Origin of the sequence: Caballeronia udeis, from assembly GCF_044909315.1 — a bacterium.
Classification (GTDB): domain Bacteria; phylum Pseudomonadota; class Gammaproteobacteria; order Burkholderiales; family Burkholderiaceae; genus Caballeronia; species Caballeronia udeis_A.
Genome location: NZ_JBIYEB010000002.1, coordinates 280,727 through 297,546 on the forward strand (window position 1 = coordinate 280,727; position 16,820 = coordinate 297,546).

At 60.0% G+C, this 16,820-nt stretch carries 12 protein-coding genes; 10 read left to right on the top strand and 2 right to left on the bottom strand.

What is annotated here, in order from left to right; translation table 11 throughout:
- Nucleotides 1-177 precede the first annotated feature (177 nt).
- The 9 genes from ABH944_RS04000 to ABH944_RS04040 all read left to right on the top strand — a co-directional run bounded on the left by ABH944_RS04000 (nt 178) and on the right by ABH944_RS04040 (nt 12,494).
- A complete protein-coding gene (locus ABH944_RS04000) occupies nt 178-429 on the top strand; it encodes an acyl carrier protein (protein WP_062084037.1) in 252 nt (83 codons plus the stop codon).
- The gene (locus tag ABH944_RS04005; RefSeq protein WP_404604483.1) at nt 426-1,724 is read left to right on the top strand and encodes an acyl-CoA dehydrogenase family protein; all 1,299 of its coding nucleotides are present in this window, start codon (nt 426-428) and stop codon (nt 1,722-1,724) included. The genes ABH944_RS04000 and ABH944_RS04005 overlap by 4 nt, the downstream gene beginning before the upstream one ends.
- A gap of 3 nt (nt 1,725-1,727) precedes the next feature.
- A complete protein-coding gene (locus ABH944_RS04010) occupies nt 1,728-2,768 on the top strand; it encodes an amino acid--[acyl-carrier-protein] ligase (RefSeq protein WP_404604482.1) in 1,041 nt (346 codons plus the stop codon).
- 74 nt (nt 2,769-2,842) lie between these two features.
- Nucleotides 2,843-3,802: a DUF1839 family protein gene (locus ABH944_RS04015; protein WP_404604711.1), complete on the top strand. Its 960-nt coding sequence runs from the start codon at nt 2,843-2,845 to the stop codon at nt 3,800-3,802.
- 177 nt (nt 3,803-3,979) lie between these two features.
- Entirely contained in the window at nt 3,980-6,493 is a 2,514-nt protein-coding gene (locus ABH944_RS04020) for a glycosyl hydrolase 2 galactose-binding domain-containing protein (RefSeq protein WP_404604481.1), read from the top strand.
- Between the two features lie 572 nt (nt 6,494-7,065).
- The gene (locus ABH944_RS04025) at nt 7,066-7,800 is read left to right on the top strand and encodes a Crp/Fnr family transcriptional regulator (protein WP_062084044.1); all 735 of its coding nucleotides are present in this window, start codon (nt 7,066-7,068) and stop codon (nt 7,798-7,800) included.
- A gap of 33 nt (nt 7,801-7,833) precedes the next feature.
- Complete coding sequence (locus ABH944_RS04030; protein WP_404604480.1) at nt 7,834-8,277, top strand: hypothetical protein; 444 nt, start codon at nt 7,834-7,836, stop codon at nt 8,275-8,277.
- Nucleotides 8,278-8,747: 470 nt separating this feature from the next.
- Nucleotides 8,748-10,061: a polysaccharide biosynthesis/export family protein gene (locus ABH944_RS04035; protein ID WP_404604479.1), complete on the top strand. Its 1,314-nt coding sequence runs from the start codon at nt 8,748-8,750 to the stop codon at nt 10,059-10,061.
- Nucleotides 10,062-10,094: 33 nt separating this feature from the next.
- The gene (locus ABH944_RS04040) at nt 10,095-12,494 is read left to right on the top strand and encodes a polysaccharide biosynthesis tyrosine autokinase (protein ID WP_404604478.1); all 2,400 of its coding nucleotides are present in this window, start codon (nt 10,095-10,097) and stop codon (nt 12,492-12,494) included.
- A gap of 1,190 nt (nt 12,495-13,684) precedes the next feature.
- Here the strand turns inward: ABH944_RS04040 and ABH944_RS04045 are convergent.
- Complete coding sequence (locus tag ABH944_RS04045; RefSeq protein ID WP_404604477.1) at nt 13,685-14,857, bottom strand: glycosyltransferase family 4 protein; 1,173 nt, start codon at nt 14,855-14,857, stop codon at nt 13,685-13,687.
- 202 nt (nt 14,858-15,059) lie between these two features.
- On the opposite strand from ABH944_RS04045, the gene ABH944_RS04050 reads away from it, so the two are divergent.
- On the top strand, nt 15,060-16,406 hold the full coding sequence (locus tag ABH944_RS04050) for a glycosyltransferase family 4 protein (protein ID WP_404604476.1): 1,347 nt from the start codon (nt 15,060-15,062) through the stop codon (nt 16,404-16,406).
- A 122-nt stretch (nt 16,407-16,528) separates the two neighbouring features.
- Here ABH944_RS04050 and ABH944_RS04055 read toward each other — a convergent pair whose 3' ends face one another.
- Nucleotides 16,529-16,765 carry a hypothetical protein gene (locus ABH944_RS04055; protein ID WP_404604475.1) on the bottom strand — a complete coding sequence of 79 codons (237 nt, stop codon included), beginning with the start codon at nt 16,763-16,765 and terminating at the stop codon, nt 16,529-16,531.
- Nucleotides 16,766-16,820 lie beyond the last annotated feature (55 nt).

A 16,820-nucleotide genomic window follows, 5' to 3' on the forward strand; every position in this document is an offset into this window, starting at 1 on the left:
CCAAGAGCCAGAAACCCGCCCACGCGGGACAAGACTCCAGGCTTCAAAACAAACGTGCGCCAGCTCGCCGATTGCATGACCAGTTCGGTTCCGGTCACGCGACCAAGCCGATATCAAGCGGCTGCGGCCGGTCCTAGGTGAAACACCTTTAGTGACGCTTCTTTGGGGGGCTATTACATGAAATCCGCACTGCGCCGCATCCTTACCGAATCTGCCCGGCTCGACGTTCCCGCCGACTCGCTCGCCGACGACGCCGACCTCTACGCCGCCGGCCTGTCGTCGCTTGCCACCGTTCATCTGATGCTCGCCGTTGAAGACGAGTTCGGTATCGAGATCCCCGACCGCATGCTCACGCGCCGCCTGTTTTCGTCGATCGACTCGCTCGCCGCCGCAGTGACCGAATTGCAACAGGCGCAGGCCGCAGCATGAACGCCTCCACGGATGTCGCCGTCCTTGCAGCAGTGAAGGCCGAAGAAGCCGCGGTCGTGGCAGCACAGATCGTGGAAGACGTCCGGCAAGCGTCGGCTGAGCCCGTATGGCTCGCCGCCACCCGCCGCGTGGCCCAGGTCGCTGCACTCCATGCCGCCGCGGTCGATCGCGACGCGCGTTTCCCGGTCGAAGCCTTCGAGGCCTTGCGCCGCGAGCGCCTGTTGTCCGCCATGATCCCCGCTTCACTCGGCGGCGCCGGCCTGACGCTTGCCGAAGTCGCGCGCATTTGTGAAACGCTGGGCCGTGCGTGTTCATCGACCGCAATGGTGTATGCGATGCATCAAAGCCAGGTGGCCTGCATTGTCGACCAGGGCAACGCGGTCCCGTGGCAACGCGAGATGATCGCGCGCCTGGTGGACGAGCAATGGCTGCTCGCCTCTGCAACGTCCGAAGAGACCATTGGCGGCAACATGCGCACCAGCGCGTGTGCGGTCGAACTGGTCGATGGCGCGTTCAGGATCGAGAAGCTCGCACCGACCATCTCGTATGGCGAGCACGCTGACTGCATCCTGGTCACCGCGCGCCGCAGCCCGGAGGCCAGCGCCTCGGACCAGGTCCTGATCGTTGCCCCGCGCGACTCGCTCGTGCTGGAAAAGCGTGGCGGCTGGGACTCGCTCGGCATGCGCGGCACCTGCAGCGAAAGCTTCCGGCTCGTCGCCGTGGGCCACGCCGAGCAGATCCTGCCCGTGCCGTTCGCTCAGATCGCCGACCAGTCCATGCTGCCGGTCTCGCACACGTTGTGGGCGTCGGTATGGATCGGCATTACCGCCGACGCCGTGAACCGCGCGCACCAGTTCTTCCGTGCGCAGGCGCGCGGCAAGCCCGGTGCCTTGCCTCCTTCGGCGGGACGGCTCGCGGACGCGGTCGCGCAGTTGCGCATGATGCAGGCACGCCTGAAGGTTGCACTCGATGCCGCAACCGAAGCCTCGTCAGAGCGCATTGCGCGCGATGCCCAGGAGGCTTGCGATTTCGATACGCCCCTGGGCGCGTCCCTGAGCCTTGCTTCGGACATGAACACGCTCAAGCTCAGCATCTCGTCGACTGCGCTGCAGGTTGTGCAGGAGACGCTGATGATCTGCGGCATGGCGGGCTACAAGAACAACACCGATTACAGCGTCGGGCGTCATCTGCGCGATCTTTTCTCAGCGCCGCTGATGATCAGCAACGACCGCATCCAATTAAACACGGCGAACCTGCTGCTTGCGCAGCGCACGCCGGCTACGGGGAGAATCTAGGACATGAACACGTTAACGGACCACGCGGCCATCGCAGCCGCCGATGCCCAACAAGCATCCGCCTACAACGCTTCGGACATCACGTTGCGGGATCGTTTGATTGAAGCAGGGATCCTGATCGACACGGGCGAAGACGGCTTGTATGGCCGCAGCCAGGTATTCGAGGACATCATCGACCGCCTCAACAACGCGATCACCTTGCTGGGCGCCGACCAGGAAGCCGAAGTGCTGCGCTTTCCGCCCGCCATGCGCCGCCACGACTTCGAGGACAGCGAATACCTGAAGAGCTTTCCTGATCTCGCCGGCACGATCCACTCGTTCCAGGGCAATGACCGGGGTCACCACCGGTTGCTGGAAGCGCTCGAAAAGACCGTGTCCGTAGGCGAGGAAGAACGCACCGACGAATGGATGGACCAGCAGAAACCGACCCGCCTGGTCCTGACACCGGCTGCCTGCTACCCCATCTACCCGACCATCGCCAAGCGCGGCGCATTGGCCGAGGACGGCGCGACTGTCGACGTGTTTGCGTATTGCTTCCGCCATGAACCGTCCATTGATCCGGGCCGCATGCAGATGTTCCGGATGCGGGAATACGTGCGCCTCGGCAGCCCGCAGCAAGTGATGGAGTTCCGTCAGAAGTGGATCGAGCGGGGTTCGCTGCTCGTGAAAATGCTTGGCCTGCCGTTCGAGATCGATCTCGCGAACGATCCGTTCTTTGGCCGTGGCGGCAAGATCGTGGCCGACAGCCAGCGCGCCCAGCAACTGAAATTCGAACTGCTGATTCCGGTTGCAACGCCTGACCGGCCGACCGCCTGCCTGTCGTTCAACTATCACATGGAACACTTCGGCGAAATCTGGAAGATCGCCCAGGCGAACGGTGAACTGGCGCATACCGCGTGCGTCGGTTTCGGCATGGAACGCACGACGCTTGCTCTCTTCCGCCATCATGGCCTCGATGTCAAAGCGTGGCCGGCCGAGGTGCGCGAGTTCCTCTGGGGCGATACGCAGTCGCGTATCAGCGCCGGGCTCGAGGCACTCTCATGACTGCCGTCCATAGCAGCGGCGCAACGGATTCCAGCCGCGAGCGCGCCCGAGTCGTGCAACTGCACCCGTCCCACATGCGCGTGCGCAAGCACCAGTCGCACTCGCTGCATCAGGGCGAACGGGTCTGGGCGGAAACCAATTGCTACGTGGATCTGTGGATCGAGTTGCTGCACGGCTACGGACTCGATCCGCGCGCAGCGCTTGCGTTTACGGTCACGCAGGACTTCGAGGGCGACCAGTTCACGTTCTTCAAGTTTCCGCTGGAAGACCTCGACAAGCTCTACGGTCTGCAGGTCCAGGAACTGGCCATCTACGATTCACTGGAAGACCGTGTGCGTACCCAGACCCAGCGCGGCCATACGGTGCTCGCTGAAGTCGATGCGTTCTACCTGCCCGATACGCGCGCCACGTCGTACCGGCGCGACCACACGAAGACGACCATAGGCGTGGATTACATCGATCCGCGTTCGCGCAGGCTGGGTTATTTCCACAACACGGGTTACTTCGTGCTGGACGGCGAGGACTATGAAGGCGTGTTTCGCCGGCTGCCGGAGCTTGATGGCCGCCCCGAGCTCCTGTTTCCGTACGTGGAGTTCTGCAAGCGCGCACGGCCGCCGCTGAGCGGCACAGCACTGGCGGAAGCATCGGCGGATCTGCTCGTTGCGCATTTGCAGCGGCGTCCGGCGCGCAATCCGATCTCGCAATGGCGGGCGGCTTTCCCCGAACACCTGGAAATGCTGTTCGAGCGCGGTCCGGACCATTTCCACCTGTACACCTTCAACCTCATGCGGCAACTCGGCTCGAACTTCGAGTTCCTCTCGAGATACCTCGTCTGGATGCGCGAGCGTGGATTCGCCATCCCCGACGAGATGCCGACCGCCGCGCAACGCATCGCGACCGAGTCGATGGTGATGCAGTTCCGGCTGGTGCGGGCAATTGCACGTGGACGGCGCGATCCGTGTCATGAGTGCTTCGATGTGCTGGAAGAGTCCTACGACAAAATCGTAGAGCCGCTTGCCGCACTGATCCGCTAGGGAATGGTCGGAACGGTCGCCAGTCACTGGCCCCGTCCCGTCCGGCCGGACTTAAAGTTTTGGCCCGGCTGGCCGAAAACAAGGTAGCAGCGACGCGGTCAGGGCCGCGCGCCGGCTACACACTATAAGAGTGGGTCGCCTCGACGCCACGTTACAACGCCATTCGAGGAAACCGCCATGAGCGTCCCGTCGCCCGCGCCCGGTGTTTCGCCATCCGCTTACTTGCCGCGCCTGTTGTCCGAGGGCTGGGAGTGCGTCACCACGCATGCCGGCGCCTATGCCACGCCCGCGGCGCTGAGTGCCGAAGGATGGCTTGCCGCACCCGTTCCCGGCACCGTTGCATCGGCGTGGCGAGAGGCCGGCAAGCTCGATCCGGACACGCCGCCGGCATTCGCTTTTGATGACCACTGGTATCGACTGGTCCTATCGGAAAAAGGGCTGCGCCGGCTACGCTTGCACGGACTTGCAACACTTTCGGAAGTCTGGCTCAACGATACAAAACTGCTCGATTCCGATTCGATGTTCGTCGCGCACGATCTCGACCTGCATCTCGATGGCAACGCCACGCTCTATCTCTGCTTCCGTTCGCTGAGCGCCGCGCTTGGCGCCAAACGTACCCGCGCGCGCTGGCGGCCGAGGCTTGCGCAGCCGGCCACGCTGCGCAACGTACGCACAACCCTGCTTGGCCACATGCCCGGCTGGTGCCCGCCGATCCAGGCGGCAGGCCCATGGCGGCCGGTCGAATTGCTCGGGGAATCGGCCACTTCGATTGATCGCGTGGAGCTGCATTCGAGCCTCGATGGAAACGACGGCCTGATTCACCTGACGCTCCGGTTTGTCCATCCGCAACAAGAACAGACCGGGCGGCTTGTTTGCAACAATGCGACGATAACGCTGCAATGGCGCGATGCGCAAACGCTTGCGGGCACGTTGCGCGTTCCGGATGTGCCGCGCTGGTGGCCGCATACGCATGGTGAACCGGCGTTGCATCGCGTCGCGCTCGAATTTGCCGGCCATGAAATGATCGAGCTTGGGCGCATCGGCTTCAGGGAACTGCGCGTAGACCGTGGACCGGAGGGCGACGGCTTCCAGTTAGTGGTAAACGGCGTGCCGATATTTGCGCGCGGCGCGTGCTGGACGCAGGCGGATCTCGTGTCGCTCAGCGGGTCGCGTGAACAGGCGCAAACGTTTTTCCGACTCGCTCGCGATGCCGGCATGAACCTCTTGCGAGTGGGCGGCACGATGCTCTACGAGTCCGATGCGTTCTATGGATTGGCGGATGAATACGGGCTTTTGATCTGGCAAGATTTTGCATTTGCGAATTTCGACTATCCGACGGATGCGGCCTTCACGGCCAGTGTCCAGCGCGAAGCCGAACAATTCCTGTTGCGCACGCGGCGCTTCGCGTCCCTTGGCGTTCTATGCGGCGGCAGTGAAGCCGACCAGCAAGGGGCCATGCTTGGCCTGCCATCCGAATTGCGCACGCAAACGTTATTCACGCAGCAATTGCCGTCGATCGTGGCCGCGTTACGTCCCGATGTCCCTTACGTGATGAACTCGCCGAGCGTGCCCGCAAGTGAGGCTGGCGCTCCCTCATGGCCATTCGCCACGCGCGCGGGCGTCACCCATTACTACGGCGTGGGCGCTTACCAAAGGCCGCTCGAAGACGCGCGCCGTGCGAATGTCCGGTTCGCCAGCGAATGCCTGGCGTTCGCCAACGTTCCCGACGATGTCGCGCTCAACGCCGTGCCGCTTGCATCGAAGCCGCATGAGCCGCGCTGGAAAGCCGCCGTGCCGCGAGACCCCGGCGCGGGCTGGGACTTCGACGACGTGCGCGAGTACTACCTGCGTACGCTCTACCAGGTCGATCCCGCCCGCCTTCGATACGAAGACCCGGAGCGTTATCTCGACTTGTCGCGCGCGGTCGTGGCCGAGGTCATGACCGAAGTCTTCTCGGAATGGCGCCGTCATGGCTCGTCGTGCGCCGGAGGAATTGTCTGGCAGTTACAGGACCTGCGTCCAGGGGCTGGCTGGGGCGTAATAGACTCCCTGGGAGCGCCCAAAAGCGCCTGGCACGGCCTCGCGCAGGTTTTGCGTCCGGTAGCAACGCTCATCACCGACGAGGGCCTTGACGGCCTCGATGTGCATTTGATCAACGAGACCGCGGTGGCTGTCGACGCCCGTCTCGAACTCGCGTGCCTTCGTGACGGTGCAACGAAAGTGGCCAGCGCATCGAAAGACGTAACACTCGCCGCGCGCAGCACGGCGCGCGTCGCGGCTTCAGAGCTGCTCGGCCAGTTCTTCGATTTCACCTACGCGTACAGATTCGGGCCGCGCGCCCACGATGCCACCATGATCACCTTGCGTGACAAGGTTAGCGGTGCCGTGTTGTCCGAAGCATTCCACTTCCCCGAACGTGCCTGCACGCAGAACCACGATCTTGGACTCGAGGTTCGCGTGGAGCAGACCAGCGACGAGAGCTGGGTGTTGGTAGTGAGCGCCAAACGTTTGGCACGATGGGTTCATATCGTCGATCCGCACTATCGCGCAACGCTCGACTGGTTCCATCTTCCACCTGACCGTGAGCGCCATATCCCGCTGATTGCTCGCCACTGCAACACTTCTCATCCGCCAAAAGGCGAGGTTCGTGCACTCAACGCAACGTTTTCAATTCATTACCAGCGTAACTAAGAGGCCATGCTGAGCAAGGCGGCATGTGTTCCATCAGGCCGTACAAGCTTGTCAAGCGGCGCTGCGAAGCAACTGCGTTCGCTAGCACACGAAGTTGATGGAACAGTTCTGAATCAATTTCAAAACAACCGACGAATGGTCATTCAACCCCTCGATGCATCAGTCGGCGGGGCTGCCTTGCACATGCCGAAAAAAACTCGCATGGGCCACCAGCAAGGCATTGCGCAGACGAAAGCGTGCGCTGCATCAATCGCATCATTAGAGCCTGTCCACTACCGCCATGTTCAAGAGTGAAACAAAAATATCCATCTGCTGATTCGCGCGCATCTCGCTTGAAGCACGACGCCATGATGGCATTGAGAAAACGCATTGCTGGCACGGTCCTCGCTAAATGAGTCTCGCAGCACCGGCACCGTCGAAAAACGAATTCAACTAAACGACGATGCTGGGTTGCTTACGGGGCTGGTCGCGACACGTTTCGATGGATGCCGTCAGATGCATCCACGAAACGAATCGCTGACCGGTAAATAACAAGTAAGGCGCAATGCGCAAAGTTACGAGAGAAGAACATCATGCTGACCCTTCAGTCCGACCTGCACGGCAATCATCTGTTGGGTGCGCTTCCTGCGCACGAATGGCAAGCACTTACCCCGCATCTTGAACTGGTTCAACTTCGCACCGACCAGTTGCTGTGTGATTCGGGACAACGCATTCATCACGTGTATTTCCCCACCACCGCCATCATCTCCCTGCTGCACACGATGGAAGACGGCGGTTCCGTAGAGATCGCAGCAGTCGGCCGCGAAGGCATGACCGGGGTGCCGGTACTGACTGGCGGCGAAACCATGCCGACGCGTGTCCAGGTGCAATGCCCGGGCTTCGCTTATCGCATGAGCGCCTCCGCGCTGCGTGAACAGTTTGGCCGCTCGGACTTCCTGCGCCGCCTAATGCTGCTGTACATGCAAGCCCTCCTCACGCAAGTTGCGCAAACGGCAGCATGCAATCGCCACCACTCGCTCAACAAGCAACTGTGCCGCTGGCTCCTCATCGAAATCGATCGCACCACGTCGAACCAGTTGCAAGTCACGCAGCAGTTGATTGCGGACATGCTCGGCGTGCGTCGTGAAGGTGTGACGGAAGCCGCAGGCAAACTTCACGATGCCGGCCTGATCCATCACAGCCGGGGTTGCATCAAGGTCCTGGATCGCGAAGGCCTCGAGTCGCGTGCGTGCGAATGCTACGGCATCGTCAAGCGCGAATTCGACCGGCTGCTACCGCGTCTGCATCAGGCTGAAGCGGTTCACTGAACGCGGGACATGGTGCAGTGAAGGAGCCAGGCCATGGCCTCAAGCGTGCGGCGCTTTGTCTCGATGCGACCCTTGGGCGCTATTGGCGAATCGGCCTCGTGGTTTGGAGTGGTTGGAGTGTCTGGATGGACATCAGGCAGGGTGGAATTTCCCGTATCGCAGAAGCCCGCGAAACGGATTCCCCGGCAGCTGTTCACCTCAGTTCCGGCCGAATGCATACCCGCCCCTTCCTGCAATCGTGATCGCTCGCCTGATGTTGATGCGGGCGCCGATAACGTTCTTAAGACGACCCGGCTTGTTGCATTCAACTTTGCATCGACCTGTAGCAGCACGTCCGCATTCCTTGAAACCGTTTTAATTGTTTCTTCTTCCGGGTCGCGGATGCTGAATTGCCGATTATCTGAAGAGCATTTGAATCGAAGAACATTTGAATTGAAGAGCCGGGCGCCTGGTCTCATGCAAGAAGTATTTGTGTGAAGTAAGACCCGGACGTGCGCAAGCGCACTTACCGACCCTGCCGAAAACGCCACGATGTCATATCGAACAGCCAGATGCGCGCCTCCGCCTTGACCCTCACGGCAGGCAAGTGCGAGTAGCCCGGACGATATAAGCAGCAAGAAGAAATAAAGCCAAGCCGTAGAGAAACATAGTCAATACCGATTTTTTTCGAAGGTACGTGGTTCTCCTGCCGCGGGCCTTTCAACCTGGGGTTCTTCCTGTGTGAACACCCGCCCGATAGTCAGGCGGGGAGCGTTAGCTGTTGTCTCGAGTGGTTGCCGCGCTGGGTGGACCGGGGAAGAAACCCAGTCGCGAGCGAAACCGGGGCAGAGCTGCAAAGGCGCTCGTGTCATGCACGGGAAGCACCCTTTACGCGCACTGCGCGGTGACGGGCAGGAGACTTTGCGCTGAGGAAATTTCGGCGTATCCGTAACGCGAGGACCACTAATATGAACATCAAACTACTCGTATCACTGCTGGTTGGCGCGACCTTCACAGCATCGCTTACCGGTTGCGCTATTGCACCCGGACCGTTTCTCGATACCGACCGGCTGGACCAGACACCGTCACCGGAAAGCGTCGCGCAGGCCAACGTGAAGTATCACGTCCAGCCTATCGACGTCTCGTACTTCGAGACCCATCCGCGCATGAGCGAAGCAACGCTTGCGAGCGTATGTCCGCTGACCTGCCTCACCAAGGACACACGCAAGCTGTACGCGTATCACATTGGTGTGAATGACCAGATCAGCGTTACGGTATGGGACCACCCTGAATTCAGCTCCTCCGGCATCTCGGCGAGCACGGGCGCAGCGGGTATCCCGCCGTTGCCCGCGGCAACACCTGGCGGCACGGCAGCAAGCGGCGGCGGGACCGTCGGCTCAGCAGGCGGCACGGGTGGCGCGAACGGTCCGGAAGCCGGCGGTGTGACCGTGCGCGTAGCCAATGACGGCACGATCTTCTTTCCGCGCGTAGGCCGTGTTCAGGCAGTTGGCAAGACCGCACAGGAACTGCAGGAAACCCTGACCAAAAGTCTTTCGAAGACCATTCGCAATCCGCAGCTCGACGTGCGCATAACCGGTTTCTACAGCAAGCAGGTCCAGGTCACCGGTGACTTGAAGCAGCCTTCGTCGCAGGCGATAACCGACGTGCCGTTGTCCATCATCGATGCGATCAACCGCTCGGGTGGCGCGAACGCTGATGCCGACCTGCAGAACGTCGGCATCACGCGCGATGGTCATCGTTACGCAGTCGATGTCGCCGCCCTGCTCGATCGCGGCGACATCCAGCAGAACGTGTTGCTGCAGGACGACGACATCATCGACGTCCCGGATCGCACCAAGAGCCGTGTGTTCGTGCTTGGCGAAGTGACCAAACCGCAGACCGTGCCGATGAACCGTGGCCATCTGACGCTGGCCGATGCACTCGCCAATGCGAACAGCATTGATCCTCACTCTGCCGATCCGCGCATGATCTACGTGATCCGTGGCTCGGACCAGCAGTTCGCGAAGGGCGGCATGCTCAAGACGTCGGCCATTACCTCGGCCGATGGAAGCATGGCGGCGGCTTCACGGCCGCTTGATCTGAACGTGTACAAACTGGACATGACGCAAGTGGATGCGTTGATGCTGATGACGCAATTCGACCTGCATCCGCGCGACGTGATCTATGTGCAGGTTGCCAGCGCCGCTCGTTTCAATCGCGTGCTCGAGCAGATCTCGCCGACCATCCAGACCTTGTTCTACACCATACAAACCACCCGCTGACACGAGTGTCACTTGTTACGCCTGGAGTGCGACATGAGTACTTATGAAATGCTGGAGCATTCGCCTACACCGGCCAAGGACGAAGAGTTCGTCCTGCGTGATCTGGTGCGGATGATTGTCGACCAGATCTGGTGGGTGCTGGGCATCTCGCTCAGTATCCTGCTGGCTGCCATCCTGTATGCGAAGCTGTCAACGCCGGTCTATTCGGCAGACGCGCTGGTGCAGGTGGAAACTCCCAGTCCCAATGCTCCAAACAGCGCGCAGGCATCGCTTGCCGCAGCGCTGATGCCGAGTGCTGGTTCACTGCATGCGGACGCCGAGATCGAGATCATCAAGAGCCGTGCTGTGATCGACCCGGTGGTCGAGCAGTTCAAGCTGAACTTCGGCACGTCCTCGAATGTCATGCCGGTGATTGGCCGGATGACGTCGCTGTTCGCGCACAAGGGCCGTCCCCTGCCCGCCCTGTTCGGCTTCGATTCGTATGCCTGGGGTGGAGAAGAGTTCAAGGTGGACTCGGTGGACGTGCCGACCATCTTGCAGGATCAGCGTCTTAAGTTGCGTGCGCTGGGTGAAGGCCGCTTCGAGTTGCTCGATCCGGAGAATCGCGAACTGCTCCAGGGCCAAGCCGGTACCCTCGCGACGGGCAACGGTGTCACGCTGATGGTGAGCCAGCTGGTTGCGCGACCCGGCACCGAGTTCTACGTCACGCGGGCCTCGCAGCTCGAGGCCGTGCAAGCTTTTGGCACCGGCCTGCAGGTCGGTGAGAAAGGCAAGGATACGGGCATTGTGCAGATTTCGTATAGCGGCGCGCAGCCGATCTTCATTACCGAAGTGGCAAATGCGGTAGCCGCTTCCTATTTGAAGCAACGTACGGAGCGGGCACAGGAAGAAGCGAACCGCATGCTGACCTTCCTGAACAATGAACTGCCGCGAGTGCGCGACGAGTTGCGTGCCAGTGAGACCGCGTTGGCGCAATACCAGACCGCTGCCGGTTCGTTCCAGCCTACGCAGGAAGCGCAGACGTATTTGTCCGGTGGACTTGACTATGAACGCCAGATCGCGGCACTGCGGATGCAGCGTGTTCAACTGCTGCAGCGCTTTACCGATGGCGCCGACGAAGTTCGTGCAATCGATGCACAACTTGCTGCCCTTAATGTAGAGAAGTCGCGCTTCGAGAATCAGTTCAAGACGTTGCCGGGATCGGAGCGCCAGGCTGTTTCGCTGCAACGAGAGGCGAAGGTCAACTCGGAGATCTACGTTGCCTTGCTGAACAAGACGCAGGAATTGTCGATCAGCCGTGCGGGCACGGTGGGCAATGTGCATATCATCGATATGGCGCTTGTGCCCTCGCAGCCGGTCAAGCCCAAGGCAGCGTTGATCATTGCCGCGGGTGGTTTGCTTGGTGTGATCGCGGGTGTTGTGTTTGCCTTTGTGCGACGTGCGTTTTTTGCCGGTGTGGATGATCCGGATATGGTTGAACGCCGCTTCAACCTGCCGATCTTCGGCGCGATTCCGTTCAGTGCCGAGCAAGCCCGGCTTGACCGTGTGCGGCTTGATCGGCCGGTTGCTTTGCCCTCAGCAAAGGGGACGGCGAATGGCGTCAGGCGTTTGGGCACGCAGTCGGTGGGCGATGGCGTGAATTTGACCTCGGGTCTTACTGCGAAGAAGCAGGTGGCAATGGCGATGCAAAATGCGACTGTCTTGCCGGCTTCACGCAGCGCGACGCAGCCTTTGCTTTCGACGACACATCCGTTTGATACATCGATTGAAGGGCTTCGCGGGCTTCGGGCGACGTTGCAGTTCGCGCTTGTTGATGCGCCTAATCGGGTGATTGCGATTACGAGTCCGGCGCCGTCGGATGGCAAGAGCTTCTTGTCTGCTAATCTTGCTGCGTTGTTGGCTGAGTCGGGCAAGCGGGTACTGCTTATTGATGCGGATTTGCGTCGTGGACGACTGGCTCAGTATCTGGGGCGGTCATCGCATGGTGGGCTGACTGAGCTGCTTACCGGGCAGACCGACTTCGAGATGGCTGCTCGTGAGACGGGCGTGCATGGGTTGCACTTCATTGGTTCGGGTGCTCATCCGCCTAACCCGTCGGAGATTCTGACGTCAGCACGGTTTGCTTCGCTGCTGCAGGCTTTTGAGAAGCAGTTTGACCTGGTCATTGTTGATACACCGCCGTTGCTTGCTGTGCCGGATGCGGCTGTCATTGCCAGTTTGGCTGGATCTACTGTGCTGGTCATGCGTTCGGGTGCTCATTCGGAAAAGAACATTGCTGATTCGCTGAAGAAGCTCAAGCGGGCTCATGCAAGGGTTGTGGGTGGGGTGTTGAATGCGATGCCGGCCAGGAGTGGTGGACGTAAGGGCACTTATGATTATGCTTACGCCTACACATATACGAGCGATCCGCTGGTTGCAGACGTCAAGCATTGAGGGATTTCCGGGGGAGATGTGGTGGCTGTTGTAAGTTGTGAGATGAGATAGCCAGTTAGGCTGCCCGTGTTTTCGACGCCCGCGCAAGCGGGCGTTTTCAATTGGTTTTTCGCTCGCGCCGGTGGACGGGTTTGGGGTTTTTGGCGGGCTTAGGTTAGTGGTCGGGGTTATGCCGCGGTGCCAGGTTCTGGGGTTAGCGGTCGGAGTCAATGCCGGGTTGCTGCTTTCGGGGTTAGTGGTCCGCCTGAGTCGGATTTTCTCTTTATCACTATTAGCCACTGTGCGTGGCCGCCCGTCATTTCTTTGTCCAAAGCGACAAAGAAACGAAGCAAAGAAAACGCTTTTAACCGCTCTACCCTAAGTGTCCACAGCGTGCAGTTTCTATTCATAGGTGCCCCAAAAGCACGGTGCTCGCCAGAGCCACGGATGTTTGAACCCCTCCTTCTCGCGGATCCTGACATGAACACGCTTCGCCACCAGTGCTCTCGGGCAAGCACCAGCCCCCCAGATCGGCACGACCTCATCCGTATTTGTTGCTTCATTTCTCAACGGTCAGTCACGTCCGACTCGCGCGGCATTGCGCGCGCTGGCCTCTAAGAGGTTCATTGGTTATCTTAGTTTTTCTGAACGCACGAACTCTACGAGGTCAAGCCTCGCCTTCCTATAACTTCAGGAGTGCAAAGTATATAGGTGGAATGGACAAGATGCGGGGATGTGTGCTGCGCGCGCGTGTGTGTGGGGGGATGGCTATTCGAGCGGCTTACTTCATGCGGGGAGGTTGTCCGCGGATAGCGCGGGGAGAACCTTGGGCAGGTTCAATCACTGGTGGCGAAGCGTGTGGGTATCCGTGTTCGGAGAAGGAGGGGTTCAAACATTCGTGGCTCTGGCGAGCACCGTGCTTTTGGGGCACCCATGAATCAAAACTGCACGCTGTGGACACTTAGGGTAGTGCGGTTAAAGCGTTTTCTTTGCTTCGTTTCTTTGTCGCTTTGGACAAAAAAATGACGTGCCGCCACGCACAGTGGCTAATAGTGATAAAGAGAATAGTCGGCATATAACGCGCGAAGGCTCTGAAAGCAGCAACCTGGCACTGACTCCGACCGCTACCCCAGAACCCACCACCCCGACCGCTAACCCCGACCCACCAGAACCCAAACTCCGTCCACCGGTGCGAACGAATAACCCACGCCCTATGCGGCCTTCACATACGCCGGCGGCATAACGCTCGTCAACTCGCTCTCCCGGCTAGGACCGGCCTTGGCCATCGCGTTCAACACCTCGACAATAAACCGGCGCCGGAAATCAGCCGCACCAAATCGTTCGGCATTCCTGCGGCACGCAGCAATCGTAAAGGCATGCGAGCAGTCCTCGAACCGCTCCACCGCATCGCACAGCGACGCAGGTGTCTGCGTCATGAAATGCAACCCCGTTGCCCCGGGCGATCCAAGCGGCACGACAGACTCCAGCGCTCCACCCTTGCCATAAGCAATCACCGGCGTACCACATGCCTGCGCTTCCACTATGGCAATGCCGAAATCCTCTTCCGCCGCATACACAAACGCCTTGGCACGCTGCATATGATCCTTCAACACCTCGAACGACTGATACCCCAGGATGCTCACATTAGGCGTCGCCTTCGACCGCACCAGATCCATCTGCGGCCCATCGCCAATTACCACCAGCTTACGATCAGGCATGGAAGCAAACGCCTCCACAATCATATCAATGCGCTTGTAAGGCACCATCCGCGAAGCCGTCAAGTAGAAGTCGCCCTTCTTGTCGCCCACCTCGAATGCCTGCACATCAACCGGCGGCGCAATGACCGCCGCTTCACGCCTGTAACTCTTCATGATCCGGCGCGCCACAAACTGCGAATTCGCAATAATGCGGTCCACGCCGTTAGCCGAGCGCGCATCCCAGTTACGCAGGTAATGCAGCAACAAGCGCGCAGCCCATGATCGCGGCCCATGCTCAAGACGCGCCTCACGCAAATACTGATGCTGCAAATCCCAAGCGTAACGAATGGGGGAATGCACATAGCTCACATGGGTCTGGTCGGGGCCAACCAGCACACCCTTCGCCACCGCATGCGAACTCGAGAGCACAAGGTCATAGCCAGACAAGTCGAACTGTTCGATAGCAAGCGGCATCAGCGGCAAATACCCCCGATACTTTTTCCTGGCGTACGGAAGCCCCTGGATAAATGAGGTCTTCACAGGCTTGTTATGGACAATGGAGCGGTCTTCCAGGAAGTCCACCAGACTGAAGATATCTGCCTGCGGAAAGCACGCAATCATCTGCTCCAGTACCTTCTCCGCACCGCCCGACACCACCAGCCAGTCGTGAACAATAGCCACTTTCATGATGAAACCCGTCTGCCGCAGCCTTTGCTGCCGATGAAGCGAGTTTAAAGATAGTCACTGCACGCTTTCGTGCGCACGCCCACACACCTTGACCATCGCATTGCGAATAATGAGCGCTGTGTCCGCTTGCCCACGGTCGGTATCTTCATCGGCTCAGGGTTTGTCCATCGTTCATTCGACTCTTCGTACTACCCTGTCACCGATGCCAACAAAATCCGCAGCCAGCTTATCAATTCCGTCCACCACACTGCTGCGTGACAAAGGCCCGGTATCGCCAGTCAACGCACGCGAAACCAACCCCCAACGCGCGGATACCACGGGCTTGTCGTTATCGAAAAGCGAGCCTCGCATCCTCTTCGTCGATCAGAGCGGCCAGCTCGGCGGCGCCGAGATCTGCCTGCTGCCGCTGGCCATTCAATGCACCCGTCGCAGCGAAGTCCTGCTGCTCTCGGACGGCCCGTTCCGCGAACGGCTCCAGGCTGAAGGCGTGCGGGTATCGGTAGACACAGACGCACGTATCTCGAACATCAAGAAGGACCGCATGCGCTTCGCCGCGCTCGCTGCATTGCCAGGTATCGCGCACCAGGTCCGCTCCATTGCGGCTCGCGCGAAGTCCTTCGATATCGTGTTCCTCAACACGCAAAAGGCCTTGATTCTGGGCGCACTAGGCCGCGTACTGCATCGCAAGCCTACGGTCTGGCATGTCCACGACATCGTCTCCCGCGATCACTTCGGCCGCCTGCATCTGCTGTTGATCAAGTGGGCCGTGAAGATCGGCGTGGATCATCTGATCGCTAATTCGCAAGCTTCCGCCGATGCGCTCATCGAACTCACCGGCCTGCCACCCGGCGCGGTGCCCGTCGTCCACAACGGCGTGGACATGGTGCGCTTTCGTGGCAACACCGTGCAAGCCGCAACGCCAATGGCCCAGCGCCGCGCGTCACTGGGACTTCCCGCCGATGCCTTTCTCGTCGGCTTGTTCGGTCGCTTCACTGCATGGAAGGGGCAGCATGTGGCACTCGATGCGATTGCACGCGTGCCAGACGCTCATCTTGTCCTTGTCGGCGATGCGCTCTTCGGCGAGACCGATTATGCCCAGGCGCTAAGAGCCCAAACGAAAGCGCTAGGCATAGAGGAGCGGGTGCACTTCGCGGGTTTTCAGCACGACGTAGCATCATGGATGAACGTGATGGACGTGGTCGTGCACGCGTCCACGCAACCGGAACCGTTCGGCCTTGTGATCATTGAAGCAATGGCCGCAGGCAAACCCGTGATCGCCTCCAACGGAGGTGCAGTGCCTGAAATACTGAGGGATCGCGAGAACGGGTTGATCGTCGAACCGGCCGATGCAGCCAAGCTCGCGGATGCAATCGGTACGTTGCAGCGTGACCCCGAACTGGCCGTGCGTCTCGCTGTCCAGGGTCGTGCCGATGCAGGCCAGCACTTCTCCATCGAACGATATCTACGCCAGATGACACGTGTGCTTTTCGACATCGCGGCACCGGCGCCTAAGGCCGAAGGCGATGTGAAACTGATAAGGCATCGCTAAGTGAAATGCTAAGGCAAAGACCGAAGCAGACGCAAAGGAAAATTGAACCAAACAGTTAAAGATTGAAAAATCCCGATGCATGAAATGCCGGGCCTTTTCAATAACCTGCATGCCTGAGTGCCTCAACGCCTGCTTGGATAGCCTGGCATGCCGAGTTGGATCTCATACAACGCGGCAAGCATCGCCAGGTAAGCGCGTTCACTTTCGGCTTCCTGGACCGACATCCCCTTGCAAGTCTGTCCACCCATGATCATGCCAAGGCACAACGCGTAGTTGCCTGCGAATGCCGTGGGTGATGGCTCCATGTCCTTGAGCCGCGTGTACGACGCGTCGAGCGTCTTGCGAAGATTGGTTTGCATCGCCGAATTCCCTTAATTGTTAAGACCTTTGACCTCGCGCCCACGCATCAGCGGC